This window comes from Actinoallomurus acanthiterrae, assembly GCF_054775715.1.
Genome location: NZ_BAAHCO010000001.1, coordinates 6,352,090 through 6,365,242, shown reverse-complemented (window position 1 = coordinate 6,365,242; position 13,153 = coordinate 6,352,090). Strand labels below are relative to the sequence as shown.

The 13,153-nt window shown below is 69.9% G+C and carries 11 protein-coding genes and 2 pseudogenes; 10 read left to right on the top strand and 3 right to left on the bottom strand.

Annotated elements, in window-relative coordinates:
- Positions 1–48: 48 nt before the first annotated feature.
- The 3 genes from ACYVF7_RS30210 to ACYVF7_RS30200 all read left to right on the top strand — a co-directional run bounded on the left by ACYVF7_RS30210 (position 49) and on the right by ACYVF7_RS30200 (position 2,623).
- The gene (locus ACYVF7_RS30210; protein ID WP_460347424.1) at positions 49–432 is read left to right on the top strand and encodes a hypothetical protein; all 384 of its coding nucleotides are present in this window, start codon (positions 49–51) and stop codon (positions 430–432) included.
- A gap of 672 nt (positions 433–1,104) precedes the next feature.
- The gene (locus ACYVF7_RS30205; protein WP_460347422.1) at positions 1,105–1,500 is read left to right on the top strand and encodes a VOC family protein; all 396 of its coding nucleotides are present in this window, start codon (positions 1,105–1,107) and stop codon (positions 1,498–1,500) included.
- 646 nt (positions 1,501–2,146) lie between these two features.
- A complete protein-coding gene (locus ACYVF7_RS30200; RefSeq protein ID WP_460347420.1) occupies positions 2,147–2,623 on the top strand; it encodes a DUF4279 domain-containing protein in 477 nt (158 codons plus the stop codon).
- Positions 2,624–2,829: 206 nt separating this feature from the next.
- On the opposite strand, the gene ACYVF7_RS30195 is transcribed toward ACYVF7_RS30200, so the two are convergent.
- A complete protein-coding gene (locus ACYVF7_RS30195) occupies positions 2,830–3,633 on the bottom strand; it encodes a LacI family DNA-binding transcriptional regulator (protein ID WP_460347418.1) in 804 nt (267 codons plus the stop codon).
- A 91-nt stretch (positions 3,634–3,724) separates the two neighbouring features.
- Positions 3,725–3,853: pseudogene (locus ACYVF7_RS30190) on the bottom strand (LacI family DNA-binding transcriptional regulator); the annotation flags it as partial.
- A gap of 198 nt (positions 3,854–4,051) precedes the next feature.
- On the opposite strand from ACYVF7_RS30190, the gene ACYVF7_RS30185 reads away from it, so the two are divergent.
- From ACYVF7_RS30185 to ACYVF7_RS30155, 7 genes and pseudogenes are all read left to right on the top strand, one after another.
- On the top strand, positions 4,052–5,317 hold the full coding sequence (locus tag ACYVF7_RS30185) for a sugar ABC transporter substrate-binding protein (RefSeq protein ID WP_460347416.1): 1,266 nt from the start codon (positions 4,052–4,054) through the stop codon (positions 5,315–5,317).
- Between the two features lie 19 nt (positions 5,318–5,336).
- Complete coding sequence (locus ACYVF7_RS30180; protein WP_460347414.1) at positions 5,337–6,290, top strand: carbohydrate ABC transporter permease; 954 nt, start codon at positions 5,337–5,339, stop codon at positions 6,288–6,290.
- Between the two features lie 56 nt (positions 6,291–6,346).
- A complete protein-coding gene (locus ACYVF7_RS30175; RefSeq protein ID WP_460347412.1) occupies positions 6,347–7,165 on the top strand; it encodes a carbohydrate ABC transporter permease in 819 nt (272 codons plus the stop codon).
- Positions 7,166–7,198: 33 nt separating this feature from the next.
- Complete coding sequence (locus ACYVF7_RS30170; RefSeq protein ID WP_460347410.1) at positions 7,199–8,917, top strand: amylo-alpha-1,6-glucosidase; 1,719 nt, start codon at positions 7,199–7,201, stop codon at positions 8,915–8,917.
- Positions 8,918–8,971: 54 nt separating this feature from the next.
- Positions 8,972–10,213, top strand: coding sequence for a glycosyltransferase (locus ACYVF7_RS30165; protein WP_460347408.1), 1,242 nt, complete (start codon positions 8,972–8,974; stop codon positions 10,211–10,213).
- A gap of 67 nt (positions 10,214–10,280) precedes the next feature.
- Positions 10,281–11,366: a beta-propeller fold lactonase family protein gene (locus ACYVF7_RS30160; RefSeq protein WP_460347406.1), complete on the top strand. Its 1,086-nt coding sequence runs from the start codon at positions 10,281–10,283 to the stop codon at positions 11,364–11,366.
- A gap of 12 nt (positions 11,367–11,378) precedes the next feature.
- Positions 11,379–11,732 (top strand): annotated as a pseudogene (locus ACYVF7_RS30155) (TlpA family protein disulfide reductase); the annotation flags it as partial.
- A gap of 74 nt (positions 11,733–11,806) precedes the next feature.
- Here ACYVF7_RS30155 and ACYVF7_RS30150 read toward each other — a convergent pair.
- Positions 11,807–12,889: an MGDG synthase family glycosyltransferase gene (locus tag ACYVF7_RS30150; RefSeq protein WP_460347404.1), complete on the bottom strand. Its 1,083-nt coding sequence runs from the start codon at positions 12,887–12,889 to the stop codon at positions 11,807–11,809.
- Between the last annotated feature and the right edge of the window lie 264 nt (positions 12,890–13,153).

Sequence of the window (13,153 nt, the reverse complement as noted above, 5' to 3'; positions counted from 1 at the left end):
GCCGTGGAGCCGGCGCGTCGCCACCGACAGGCCAACGAGGAGGACATCGTGGGGCTCGTTTTGTTTCCAGGAGACGACGACACCGACAGTCCGGACGTCTCCTGGTCCTACACCGGCTTTGGCGTGTTCCGGCGGTGGCTGGCGCAGACCGAGGGATTCGCTCTTGACGAGATGCACGGCTTCGGCGGGCAGCGCCCCTGGAGCAACGTCTCCACTACGCTGACACCGCTTCTCGATCACCCCGACGACGACGGCCCCGGCCTCACGCCCACCCAATGCGCCGCGATCCTGCCACGCCTGAAGGAGATCGCCGACCACTGGCAAGAGGGAAGCTTCGATCCGCTCCTTCAGCGGCACATCGACGACGCCCGCCAGTTGGTGGTCGTACTGCAACTGTGTGTCGAAAAGGACGTCGATCTCCTCTTCGGCTGATCGCCGACCTGGCGTTACCGACTCACCGTAACGAGCAGCCACGGGACAGCCCTTAGAGAAGGCCCTTGTGAGCTCTGTCGAGGTATTCGTCAACCTCGGCGATGGTTGGTTGGTATGAGCGGCCTCGGGCAAAGAAGGGATCCGCGGCTTTCGACTTGACCATCAGTAGAGGAAGATCACCGTCCCAATCGATCTCAAACTCGGGCGGTAGTTCGTTGGGGCGTCGTTGCGCCAGGCGGAAACCCCAAGATGCGGCATCGCGCATCAACCGCGTGGTGCGCTCCCGCTACGCCACGCCCTACGGGCGTGCGGCGTGGGCGCCGGTCCCTCCGGTCGTGCCGGTCGGGCGGCCACCGGACGAAGACCCAACCGCGGATTCTCTCCAGCCTCATCCGGTCGGATCGTTCGCTCGGGACGGGCGCAGGGCCGCCGGCCAACTCACTTCGTTCGCCCGCTGGGTCGCCTTCGGCGATTGGACGGCAGCCCGCTCACCAGAGCGCGGGCGCTGTAGAAGATGCCTCCGGCGGGGGCGCTCAGGCTCGGGGATGGAGTTGGGCCGCACGCGGCGCACGGTGGTCGGTGGCTGGGGTGGAGGCCGGGTCATCCCCGACTTGCCGGACGGGTGGCGGGACCCCGTAGGCTGAGCCGCCGTCCGCACTGTCTGGGAGAGTCATGACAAGTAGGTTCACCGAGTTGGTTGTCGACTGCCACGATCCGGAGCGCCTCGCGGCCTTCTGGTGCGCGGTCCTGGACTTCAAGGTGATCGACCGGAGCGAGGGTAAGGTCGAGATCGGCTCCTGGGAGCCGACCGTCGAGGAGGTCCGGGCCCGCCAGATGCCGCCCACCCTGGTGTTCATCCGGGTGCCTGAGGGCAAGACCGTGAAGAACCGGCTCCACCTCGACGTCAGCCCAATCGACCGCAGTACCGACGACGAGGTGGCCAGGCTGCTTGGCCTTGGCGCCGCCAAGGTGGACGTGGGCCAGGGCCCTGGCCAGAGCTGGGTGGTCATGGCCGACCCCGAGGGCAACGAGTTCGACGTCCTGCGCACCCTGGCAGCGCCCAACTAGATGATCACTCCCAAGGGTTAGTGGTCGAGCAAGATCCGGAAAATATGCGGAATGCGTCGCCTGTGTCGGAAGGACCGACCGGGGCTCTGTGCAAGTCAGCCGGGGAGTAGCGCCAAGATCCATGGCGTCCTGTAAATCCGCCAGCCGTGCCCGTTGCGTGCCCGTCAGAGCGGACGATCACGGTCACGTACGGTCGCTCACGGGGAGAGCACCGAGGAGACGCAGGTCAGCAGTGCCACAGGTGATCAACGATCAGCTGCACCGACTTCCCAAGCTGGTGGTGTCCCAAGGGACGCATCGGACACTGAACGGGAGTCGGCGCCCTACCTCCATCGACGCGGCATGCCTCCAAGCGGGCTATCGACCAGCAGTGCACTTCGCCGAAGGGCGGATGAGACACGATTCTCATGAGCCAACGCTCCCTAGTCGTACGGATCTGATCAAGGACGGGGCCTCTGTGGGTGTTCGGTCTCTACATGGCCCTGGCTGAGGACCGCGTCCAACAACGCCGTGCGTAAACGTTCACGGGTAATCGGGGTGTGACGGCGTTGCTCTGGCGAGGCGCTGCCGTCGGCTACGGATCAGGACGTCGGTTCGGCTCGCTCCGGCTGGGCAAGCGGGCGACGGTCATCGGTAGGGTGCCCGCGTGCGCGTCTCCCAGTACGCCTACTTCGCCTTGTCTTCAACGCAGATGTCAGCAACCGAGATCACCGCTCGGCTGCGTGTTGAGCCCGACGAGGTGACAACGCGCGGTAGTCGCATTGTCGATCCGCCTCGGCCGGTTGCACACACGTGGCGAGTGGTCTGCCGTACGGCCCGCCTTACCGTGGACGAGCAGATAGCCCGGATCGTGGACAGGTTGTTCGCCCATGCCGAACGCATCGGCGCCCTGGCCGCCGAGATTGACCGGATGGATGGACGACCAGGTGCCAGCAAGCTGCAGGTCGTTCGGATATTTGAGCATCCGGACGGCGAGGAAGAAGAGGACACCAACCCGGTTGAGGGCCTCGAGAAGCTTGCGGGACAGCATCAGTTGCTGGGCTGGCATCTTGACGCCAGGGTGCTGGAGTTCCTCCGGTTGACGCGAGCGGAACTGGATATCGACGAGTATGCCTATGGATGACGTCCGACCCGTCCAGGAGTGACCCACAGCCGCGCTCCCACGCCCGCGCGAAGCCGTCTGTCACATCGTCCCGCGGTCTGCGTGGGCTAGGCGTTCGCCGCCGTCCGCCGCACTCAGCGAACCGGTTCGACCGCGTCCAGCCGAGAGGGCCTGCGCACACCGCCGGGCCGTTCGCCGTCGTGCGGTACCGGGGTACGACGCCGTCGTCAGTGGAGTGGGTCGTGGGCGCGTGCGGGTGCGGTCGTTCCGCGTAGGGAGATGGGTGGGGCGACGAGGACGTGGCGGTGGGGGGTCACGGGATCGGCGATGAGCTGGATGAGCATCTCCACGGCCTGGGCGCCGAGCTCGTCGGCGGGCACGTCGGCGGCGGTGAGGGGTGGGTGGAGATTCTCCGCCCAGTCCTGGGCGGCGACTCCGGCGATGGAGAAGTCCCTGGGCACGGTCAGGCCCGCCTGGGACAGCGCGTGGTACATGCCCGGGACGGCGGCCTCGTTGATGGTGGCGACGGCGGTCAGGCCGGGGTGCTCGGCGAGGAGCCGTTCGACGCAGGACATGCCGGACTGGGCGTCGTCGGCGCAGCAGGTCTCCACGCTCTCCAGGCCGCGTTCGGCGACGGCGCGCGCGAAGCCGGCCTGGGCGCGGTGGCCGGGACCGTATCCTGCCGCCACCAGCTCCGCTGAGCGGTTGACCAGGGCGATGCGGCGGTGGCCCAGGTCGGCCAGGTGATGGACGCATCGGGAGATCAGGGTCTCGTAGTCGATGTCGAGCCAGGACATCTCCTCCGGGCGGGCGGTGCGGCCGATGCCGACGAACGGCAGTCCGGTCTCGCGTAGGCGGGTGACCCGGTCGTCCTCCAGCCGGATCTCCATGACGACGACGCCGTCGACGCGCCGGCTGCCGACCACGCGCTCGAACGAACGGTCGTGCTCGCCCCCGGACGGCGACAGCAGGACGTCCAGGTCGGCGCGTGCGGCGGCGTCGACGACGCTGGCCACGAAGCCGAGCTGCATGTCGGTCAGGCGCCGGCGCGGGGGGAATGACCAGGCCGATGGTGTGGGTCCTGCCCTCCTTGAGCGCCTTGGCGACGGCGTTGGGGCGGTAACCGAGCTCGTCGATGACCGACTGGATGCGCCGCCGGGTCTCCTCCGACACCGGGCGCTTGCCACTGAGGGCGTACGAGACGGTGCTGCGCGACACGCCCGACCGCCTGGCGATCTCCCCGATGTTCACCGGCGCTCCTCACTTGATCCACCCGACTCGCCACACTCGTAGGTCGAATCGAGTGTACGGGAGCACGATATACGGGTTCCGGCGGTTTTTCGCCGCAGCCCATTGACGTGTGCGAACACGCAGCTCTATGTTCATGCGAACCGATTCGACATCGGATCGGAACAACCGCGTAACGCGCGTCTGCGGAGGTCACAAATCATGGGATCAGCGGCAACGAGCCGGCGTGCGGCCGGCCTGATCCTCGCGGTCCTGGCGGCCGCGGGCGGCTTGGTCGCGTGCTCCACGTCGTCCGGCGGCGGTGGCGATCAGGCGGGCGCGGCCCAGGGCGGGACGTACACGATCTGGGATCCGTACCCGCAGTACGACAACGGCTCCGACTGGGTGAAGCTGCTGGACAAGTGCGGCGCCCAGGCCGGGGTGAGTGTCAAGCGCACCGGCTTCGACACCAGCGACCTGACCAACAAGGTGCTGCTCGCCGCCCAGCAGGGCAACGCGCCCGACGTGCTCGTCGTGGACAACCCGGTCGTGTCCACGCTGGCGGAGGGCGGCATCCTCACGACCACGGCCGAGAACAAGCTCGACACCTCCGCCATCGCGCCGAACCTGCTGGCCGCCGGGCAGCGTGCCGGCAAGACGTACGGCGTCCCGATCGGCGCGAACACGCTGGCCCTCTACTACAACAAGAAGGTCCTCGCGAAGGCCGGGGTGGACATCGCCTCGGTCAAGGACTGGGCGTCGCTGACGGCCGCCCTCCAGAAGGTCAAGGCCGCGGGCAAAAAGGGCATCACGTTCTCCGCGATCGGCACGGAGGAGGGCAGCTTCCAGTTCCTGCCCTGGTTCTGGGGGGCCGGCGCCAACCTCACCAAGCTGGACTCCCCGGAGGGCGTCTCGGCGGTGGCGCTCTGGACGGACTGGCTCAAGAAGGGCTACGCCCCCAACTCGGTCATCAACAATACCCAGACCACGAGCTGGCAGGAGTTCGCCGCCGGCGACTACGCCTTCGCCGAGAACGGCACCTGGCAGCTGGCCAATGCCAAGAAGGCCGGTCTCTCGTACGGCATCATCCCGATCCCCGGCCGGAACGGCGGCACGGCGCCGGCGCCGACCGGTGGTGAGTTCGTCAGCATCCCCGTACAGAAGAAGACGGCCCGCTACGCCACGTCCCAGAAGCTCGTGACCTGCCTGACCAGCACCGACAACTCGCTCACCACGACGACGACGCTGTCGTACGTCGCCCCGACCGCGCAGGTGCAGGCCAAGCAGGTCGCCGCGAACCCGGACCTGAAGGTGTGGGTCGAGGCGGTCAAGGCCGCCAAGGGCCGGACCAGTGACGACCTCGGCACCAAGTACCCGAAGATCTCCGAGCCGATGTGGGGCGCGGTGCAGGCGGCCTTGAGCGGGGCCAAGAGTCCGCAGCGGGCGATGGCCGACGCGCAGTCGACGGCCGCGAACGCGACGCGATAGGCACTTGGGCGACGCGAGGATGAACCAAGTCACACAGACGGCCGCCCGGCCCGCACCGACGGCGGCACGCGCCCGTCCGCAGGCGCCGCGCCCGCGGTCCGGCCAGTGGGCGGCCTGGGGCTTCCTGGCCCCGGTCGTCGTCTATCTGCTGGTCTTCTACGCCTATCCGCTCTACCGCAACGTCGACCTGAGCCTGCGCGACTACACGGTGCGCTCGTTCGTCCAGGGCGACGCGCCCTTCACCGGGCTCGCCAACTACGCCAAGGTCCTGCGCGACGCGACGTTCCGGCCCGCCCTGTGGCACACCGCGGTGTTCACGCTGGTGTCGTTGGCCTTCCAGTTCGGGATCGGGCTCGCGCTGGCCGTCTTCTTCCACAAGAACTTCCGGCTGTCGGCCACCCTGCGAGCGCTGTTCCTGGTCCCGTGGCTGCTGCCGCTGATCGTGTCGGCCTCGACCTGGTCGTGGATGCTGAACAGCGACTCGGGCGTCGTCAACGCCGCGCTCGGCGCGTTCGGCGTCGGGCCCGTCGACTGGCTGACCTCCCCGGCCTGGTCGCTGTGGTCGGTGACCATCGCCAACATCTGGATCGGCGTCCCGTTCAACCTGGTCGTCCTGTACGCCGGTCTGCAGGCGATCGACCCGGCCATCTACGAGGCGGCCGAGCTGGACGGCGCGAGCGCCTGGCAGCGGTTCTGGAAGGTGACCTTCCCGCTGCTGCGGCCGGTCTCGGCGATCACCCTCCTGCTGGGGCTGGTCTACACGCTGAAGGTGTTCGACATCATCTGGATCATGACCAAGGGCGGGCCGAGCACGTCCTCCACCACGTTCGCCACCTGGTCGTACCGGCTCGGGTTCGGCAACCTGCTGCCGGCCTTCGGCCCGGGGGCCGCGGTCGGGAACCTCCTGATCCTCGCGGCCCTGATCTTCGGCCTCATCTACATCCGCGTGCAGCGAAGGCAGGCCCTCACGTGAGCGCCGTACGGAAGGCAGGCCTTCACGTGAGCACCGTACGGAAGGCGGGCCCTCACATGAGCACCGTACGGCGCCGGGGGAAGACCGTGATCGGGCTGGTGCTGACCGCGGCGATGCTGTTCCCGGTCTACTGGATGATCAACGTGTCGTTCACCCGCGACCAGGACATGCGCAAGAGCCCGCCCTCGTTGTTCCCGTCCGACGGCACGCTGGAGGGCTACCGGGCGGTCTTCAAGCAGCAGCTGCCCTACCTGGGCAACAGCATGGTCGTGGGGCTGGGCACGGTGGTGCTGACCCTGCTGGTCGCGGCGCCGGCCGCGTACTCGCTGGCCAAGCTGCGCCCGCGCGGCGGCGGAGTGCTGAGCTTCGTGCTGCTGATCGCCCAGATGATCCCGGGGATCATCATGGCGATGGGGTTCTACGCCATCTTCCTGGGCGCCGGCGTGCTCAACACCGTCCCGGGGCTGATCGTGGCCGACTCCACGCTGGCGGTCCCGTTCGCGGTGCTCGTCCTGACCACGTTCATGTCCGGCATCTCCGAGGAGCTCCTGCAGGCGGCCCGGGTGGACGGCGCGGGGAGCCTGCGGACCTTCTGGTCCATCGTCCTGCCGGTCAGCCGCAACGCCCTCATCACGGTGTCGCTGTTCACGTTCCTGTGGGCGTGGTCGGACTTCATCTTCGCCAGCACCCTCGACGGCGGAGGCCGCCGCCAGCCGATCACCCTCGGCATCTACCACTACATCGGCAACAACAACCAGCAGTGGAACGCGATCATGGCCACCGCCGTCGTCGCCTCCGTGCCCGCCGCCGTCCTCCTCGTCATCGCTCAACGCTACGTCGCCGCCGGCGTCACGGCGGGCGCGGTGAAGAACTGACCCGGCCACCGCGACAGAAGGGACCCGTTTTTCATGACCGCCGCCGCAGGCCCGGCGTTCTCCCCGCAGGAGATTCCGTTCAGCCATCGCGGATCCTGGTTCGACCTCTCGCCCGTGGTGGGGGAGAACACCTACGCGCGGGACGTCCACCTGGTGTCCCACCAGAACGGCATGCATCCGATCCTGCGGCTGACCCCCACCGCGATGGGTGCCCGCGCCGAGACGACCGTCACCGCCACGCCGTACCGGCTCACCTGGACCTGCGACGCCGGCCGGGTCGACCTCGCGTACGAGACCCCGGACACGGTGCGCGTACGCGGTCACGGCCTGGGCCTGCACCTCCTGGCGGCCGACCCGGTCCTGACGCCGTTCAGCGGGCCGTACTTCTACCAGGATCCCCGCGACGGCTCCTGGGTGTTCACCGTCTACCAGACCGGACGCCGCTACCGGATCACGCTCCTGGCGGGACGGGCCGCCGGGGAACCGGGCGTGCAGACGCTCGGTACGGCCGAGCGCGGCGTCGTGCTGCCGGGCGACGGCGGACCGTGGGAGCTCGCCATCGAGGAGTACGAGACCGCGCGCGCCCCGTACACGAGCGAGACCCCGTTCGCGGAGGTGGTCTCGGCCACCCGGGCCGAATTCGAATCGTTTCGCGACGCCGTGGCACCCTGGCGCAGCAACCGGACGCCCGCCGCCGAACTCGCCGCCTACGTCCTGTGGTCGGCCACGGTCCGACCGGCCGGCTTCGTCACCCGGCCCGCCGTGCTGATGTCCAAGCACTGGATGGACAAGGTCTGGAGCTGGGACCACTGCTTCAACGCGATCGCCCTCGCCGACGGCCTGCCGGACCTGGCCTGGGACCAGTTCCAGTTGGTGTTCGACCACCAGGACGCCGCCGGCGCACTGCCCGACTCGATCACGCACTCCGAGATCCTCTACAACTTCGTCAAGCCGCCCATCCACGGCTGGGCCCTCCGGCGGCTGCGTCCGCCGCGCGACGGCGAACCGGACGAGGTCTACCGGAGGCTGGAGCGGTGGACGTCCTTCTGGCTGACCTCCCGGCGCGTCCCCGGCCACGAGCTCGCCCACTACCAGCACGGCAACGACAGCGGGTGGGACAACGCCACCACCTTCGACCCCGAGCGCGTCGTCGAGACCGCCGACCTGGCGGCCTTCCTCGTCCTCCAGATGCGCGAACTCGCCCGCCTGGCCGCCGAGCTGGCCCGGCCCGACGAGTCCGCCCACTGGGGGCGGGCGGCCGACCGCATGCGCGACGCGCTGCTCGCCGAACTGTGGAACGGCGAGCGCTTCGTCGCCCGGGGCGTGCGCTCCGGACGGACCTGGTCCAGCTCCAGCCTGCTCGACCTCATGCCGATCGTCCTGGGGGAGGAACTGCCCGAGACCGTCCGCGCGACGCTGGCCGCCGCGGTCGAGACGCACCTGACCGCCTTCGGGCTCGCCACCGAACTGCCCACCTCGCCGCACTACCAGGACGACGGGTACTGGCGCGGACCCATCTGGGCGCCCTCCACGGTCCTCATCGAGGACGGCCTCCGCCGCGCGGGATACCCGGACCTGGCCGACGAGATCAGCGCGCGCTTCCGCGCCCTGTGCGAGAAGTCCGGGTTCGCGGAGAACTTCGACGCCCGCAGCGGCACCGGTCTCCGCGACCGCGCCTACACCTGGACGGCCAGCGCCTACCTCATCCTCGCCGCCGCCCACGAGCGCCGGACGCAGGGGACGACGGACTGAGACGCCGGTCGCGTAAGCCGCTGGGCGCGCGGGCAGATGGCCCTCATGTGGGTGGTGAGCGTCGTCACGACGGTGGCACTGGTGGGCTGGATCCACCTGGCGGTGGGCCGCGGTGGCTTCTGGCTGACCGAGTCGGGGCCGCCCGACGGTCCGGCCCCTGCCGAGTGGCCCGAAGTGGTGGCAGTGGTCCCGGCCCGGGACGAGGCGGAGGTGCTCCCGCAGACCCTCCCGAGTTTGCTGACGCAACGATATCCGGGCCGGTTCCGGGTGGTGCTCGTCGACGACGACAGCCGTGACGGCACGGCCGCCGTGGCCGAGCGGATCGGCCGTACGTCCGGATCGGCCGAGCTTCGCGTCGTACGTGCGTCGGGGCCGCCCACCGGCTGGGCCGGCAAGGTGTGGGCGTTGGCCCAGGGCGTGCGAGCGGCGGGGGAACCGGAATACCTGCTGTTCACCGACGCCGACATCGCCTACGCACCCGGCACCCTGGCCCGGCTCGTCGCCACGGCCCTGGACGAGGACCGGGACCTGGTGTCCCTGATGGCCACCCTGCGGACCCGGACCGGCTGGGAACGCACCATCGTCCCCGCGTTCGTCTACTTCTTCGCCCAGCTCTACCCCTTCCGGCGGGTCCGGCGGCCGACGGCGCGGACGGCCGCCGCGGCGGGCGGATGCATTCTGGTCCGGCGCAGTGCGCTGGCCGGCGCGGGAGGGCTCGATGCCATCCGCGGTGCCCTCATTGACGACGTGGCGCTCGGGCGGCTGGTGAAACGCCACGGCGGACGGTGCCGGCTCGACATGAGCCGACAGGTGGTGAGCCGCCGTCCGTACCCGCGGCTCGCCGATCTGTGGAGCATGATCGCGCGCACCGCCTACACCCAGCTTCGGTACTCGCCCCCGCTGCTGGCGGCGACGGTGCTGGGACTGATGGTGCTCTACGCGGCGCCGCCCGTTGGGGCCATGATCGGTGCCGTGGGCGTCGGCCTCGGCCTGAAGGTTCCCGCGACCATGGCGACGGGGACCGGGCTGCTCGCCTGGGCGATCATGGCGGTGACGTACGTCCCGACGCTGCGGTTCTACCGGATGTCCGCGCTGAGGGCCTTGATGCTGCCGTTGGTGGCGATGATCTACCTGGGGATGACGCTCGACTCCGCCCGCCGGTATCACACCGGCCGGGGCGGCGCCTGGAAGCGCCGTACGGTCGGCGAATATCGGCGGGCCGGGCCCGCCGTCGGCGGTTCAGGGCCCAGCGCGGGAACGAGTTCCAGCACCGCCGGACGCCGGCGTCGGGCTTGAGCCGGTCACCGTCGGCTTTGCCGAACGGGCCGTTATCGGGCTGAACCGCGCGGGAAGGCGTAGCCGTATGGAACCGCAGGAGCCGCCGGCCTCCGGTGGGTTCTGCCGCCTCGATCAGACCCATCGGCTCCTGGCGTCCGTGCCCGTCGGCATGGGGCCCGAAGCCGTCGTGGTCGATTCGCGGCGACGGAGCGCGTTCGTGGCGTGCTCACGGAGTAACGCCGTTACCGCCGTGGATCTCGAACGGGGCACGCGGACGTGGCAGGCGGAGGTCGGACGCGAGCCGATTCCGCTCGTCTTCGACCGGCCGACGGGGCGGTTGTTCACCGCGGACGCCCGATCCGACACGGTGACCGTGCTCGACGCGCGAACCGGGGAACGGATCACCCAGATCGGCGTCGGGGCCTATCCGGCCGGGCTGGGGTACCACCCAGGCGTCCGCCGGATCTTCTGCGGGAACACCGCCGGAGCGACGATCAGCGTGATCGACGTTGATCGTCTCGAAACGACGGGGATCATCCCCGCCGAACTCGGCGCGGGCAGCATCGCGATCGACGTGCGGCGCGGCCTCGGCTACTGCGCGAACTTCATGAACGCGTCGCTCACCGTCTTCGAGGCGGCCACGCTGCGCCCACTCGGCCGGATCCCCGTCGGACACGGCCCCTGCAAGGTCGTCGCCGACATGACGACCGATCAGCTGTACGTGGCGAACTCCCTGGACAACGCGGTGACGCTATTTTCGCTCGAGGACGGACGGCTCCGCGCGCGCTGGCAGGTGGAACGCGCCCCGGTGGGCCTGTGCACCTCGGAGGACGGCCGCCGGATCTACGTATGCAACCGGGGCGCGGGCACGATCAGCGCGCTGGACGCTCGCGACGGCGCCGAGACCCACCGGATCCACGTCGGACGCGGGCCCGGCGACTGCGCCATGGATCCGGCGACCGGGCGCCTGCTGGTGTCCAACGCGGGCAGCGGCACGCTCACCATCGTGGACCGGCCCTGGCTCCCCGGGCCGGAATCGCCGAAGCGGCACCGGGCGGTCGGGCGACGACTTCCGGAGTTCGCGCTTCCGGACCTGCACACCGGGCGGATCCGCACCACGCGTGAGTGGGCCGAGAAGAAATATGTGATCAACTTCTTCGCCAGCTGGTGAGGCCCCTGTAACGCGGAGGCGCCGGTTCTGGAGGAACTGCGCCGCCGTACGGTCCGGTCGGGGCTGGAGATCATTTGCATCAACGTCTGGGAGAGCGTGCACACCCTCCACGAAGCACGCCATTTCGCGGAGGTATGGGGCATCCAAGGCCCCGTGCTGCTGGACGAGACCGGCCAGTACGCGATGCGGCTCGGGATCCGTGGGGTCCCGACCAACATCCTCGTCGACGAGCACGGGATCGTCCGCGCGGTCGGCGTCACCGCCCCGGCCGAGCTCGACGCCGCCGTCGACGAACTCCTCCTGGCCCGCCCGGGGTCGCAGCCTCGTGACGCCGGTGGACGGGAGAGCCCCGGTCCCGGGCGGTGAGAATCGTCCGCCGCCGCTCCGTCATGCCGTGAGGAGCAGTGGCTGCTCGATCAGCGTCCCGACGATCGCGCGGGTCACGGCAACCGCGATGCCACGATCTTCTCCGCGGGCGCGGCGTCGAACAGACCGGCGGCCCGGTCGGCCTGGCCGCGCCGGACGGACGGCTCTCGGAGCCGGTCGAGCGCAGCGAGCAGTTCCGCGGGCGTGCGCGCGTACACGCTGAGGCCCCGGGCCGACATGGCCCGCGCGCCGTCGCGTCCATGTCCGGCGATGGGGCGATACGAGATCACCGGCAGCCCCGCGGCGAACGCCTCGCGGCAGGTGAGCCCCGCGGCGTTCTCCACGAGAGCGTGGGCGGCCGCCATGAGGTCGGGCATGTCCTTTCGCCACCCGAGGACGTGGCCGAGGCCCGTGCCGCTGAGCCGCCGGCGGAGCCGTTCGTTGCCGCCGCAGAGCACGACCGGGACGTAACGCCCGGATTCAGCGATGACCCGGGCGGTCTCCGCGACCTTGCCCACGCCCCAGGAACCGGCGGACACCAGCACCAGGCGATCACCGGTGCCCGCCTGGAGCAGCGCCCGGCACCGCGCCGCGTCTCCTGAGCCGTCCCCGAACTCCGGCCGGACCAAGGGGGCGTGGTTCACCGCGGGGCGGCCCAGGGCCGCGGTGACCTCGCCCGCCGCGACCGGATCCGTGCACAGATGGTCATCGTTGCCCTGGTGGAGCCACAGCCGGTGCACCGCGAAGTCGGTCACCAGCACCGTGGTCGGCGCCGGAAGCCGCCCGGATTCGCGGAGCCGGCCGGTGACCTGCGCCGCGAGGTGGAATGTCGCCACGACGCGTCCGGGCGGCCGCTCCCGGATCCGTCTCTCCAGCCGCCGGGCGGCCAGGGCGACGAGCGGCGAGGTCGACGGCGCGTGCCGGGAGACGAAGAACGTCCGATAGATCCCCTCATACAGCCAGGGCGTGGATCGCATCATCAGGCTGTACGAGGCCCGCAGCGCCGCGCCCAGCCGCAGCGGAAGCAGGGTCAGAACGTCGATGACCTCGCTCTCGACACCCTGTTCGCCGAGCCGGGCGGCGAGTTCCGCGGCGACCTGGTCATGGCCGGCGCCCATCCCCGCGGTCAGGATCAACACGTGCTGAGGGCTGCGCATTCGCCTCTCCCATGCGGCTCTGCCGGTCGGCGCGCCGGAACCCATGTGCCGTCGGCGGATGGGCACGCGCTACCCGCACGCTCCTTGGGCATGCGTCTCTAGGACGCTTACCCTGGGAACCAGGCCACAACAGCGCGGGCGGGCCTGGTGTCTCCAGGTCATCGCATGGGTTCCCACCCGCGGCGCGGTGGTCGCCGGCCGAGGGCGGTCTCGCGGTAGTCATAGCCGCCGCCGAAAGTGCGCGTCGGTCAGCGGCCCGTCCAT

Bases quoted from the DNA above. Each gene is read 5' to 3' on its own strand.
- ACYVF7_RS30205 (WP_460347422.1), top strand. From the start codon at position 1,105: ATGACAAGTAGGTTCACCGAGTTGGTTGTCGACTGCCACGATCCGGAG.
- ACYVF7_RS30195 (WP_460347418.1), bottom strand. From the start codon at position 3,633: ATGCAGCTCGGCTTCGTGGCCAGCGTCGTCGACGCCGCCGCACGCGCC.
- ACYVF7_RS30185 (WP_460347416.1), top strand. From the start codon at position 4,052: ATGGGATCAGCGGCAACGAGCCGGCGTGCGGCCGGCCTGATCCTCGCG.
- ACYVF7_RS30180 (WP_460347414.1), top strand. From the start codon at position 5,337: ATGAACCAAGTCACACAGACGGCCGCCCGGCCCGCACCGACGGCGGCA.
- ACYVF7_RS30175 (WP_460347412.1), top strand. From the start codon at position 6,347: ATGAGCACCGTACGGCGCCGGGGGAAGACCGTGATCGGGCTGGTGCTG.
- ACYVF7_RS30170 (WP_460347410.1), top strand. From the start codon at position 7,199: ATGACCGCCGCCGCAGGCCCGGCGTTCTCCCCGCAGGAGATTCCGTTC.
- ACYVF7_RS30160 (WP_460347406.1), top strand. From the start codon at position 10,281: ATGGAACCGCAGGAGCCGCCGGCCTCCGGTGGGTTCTGCCGCCTCGAT.
- ACYVF7_RS30150 (WP_460347404.1), bottom strand. From the start codon at position 12,889: ATGCGCAGCCCTCAGCACGTGTTGATCCTGACCGCGGGGATGGGCGCC.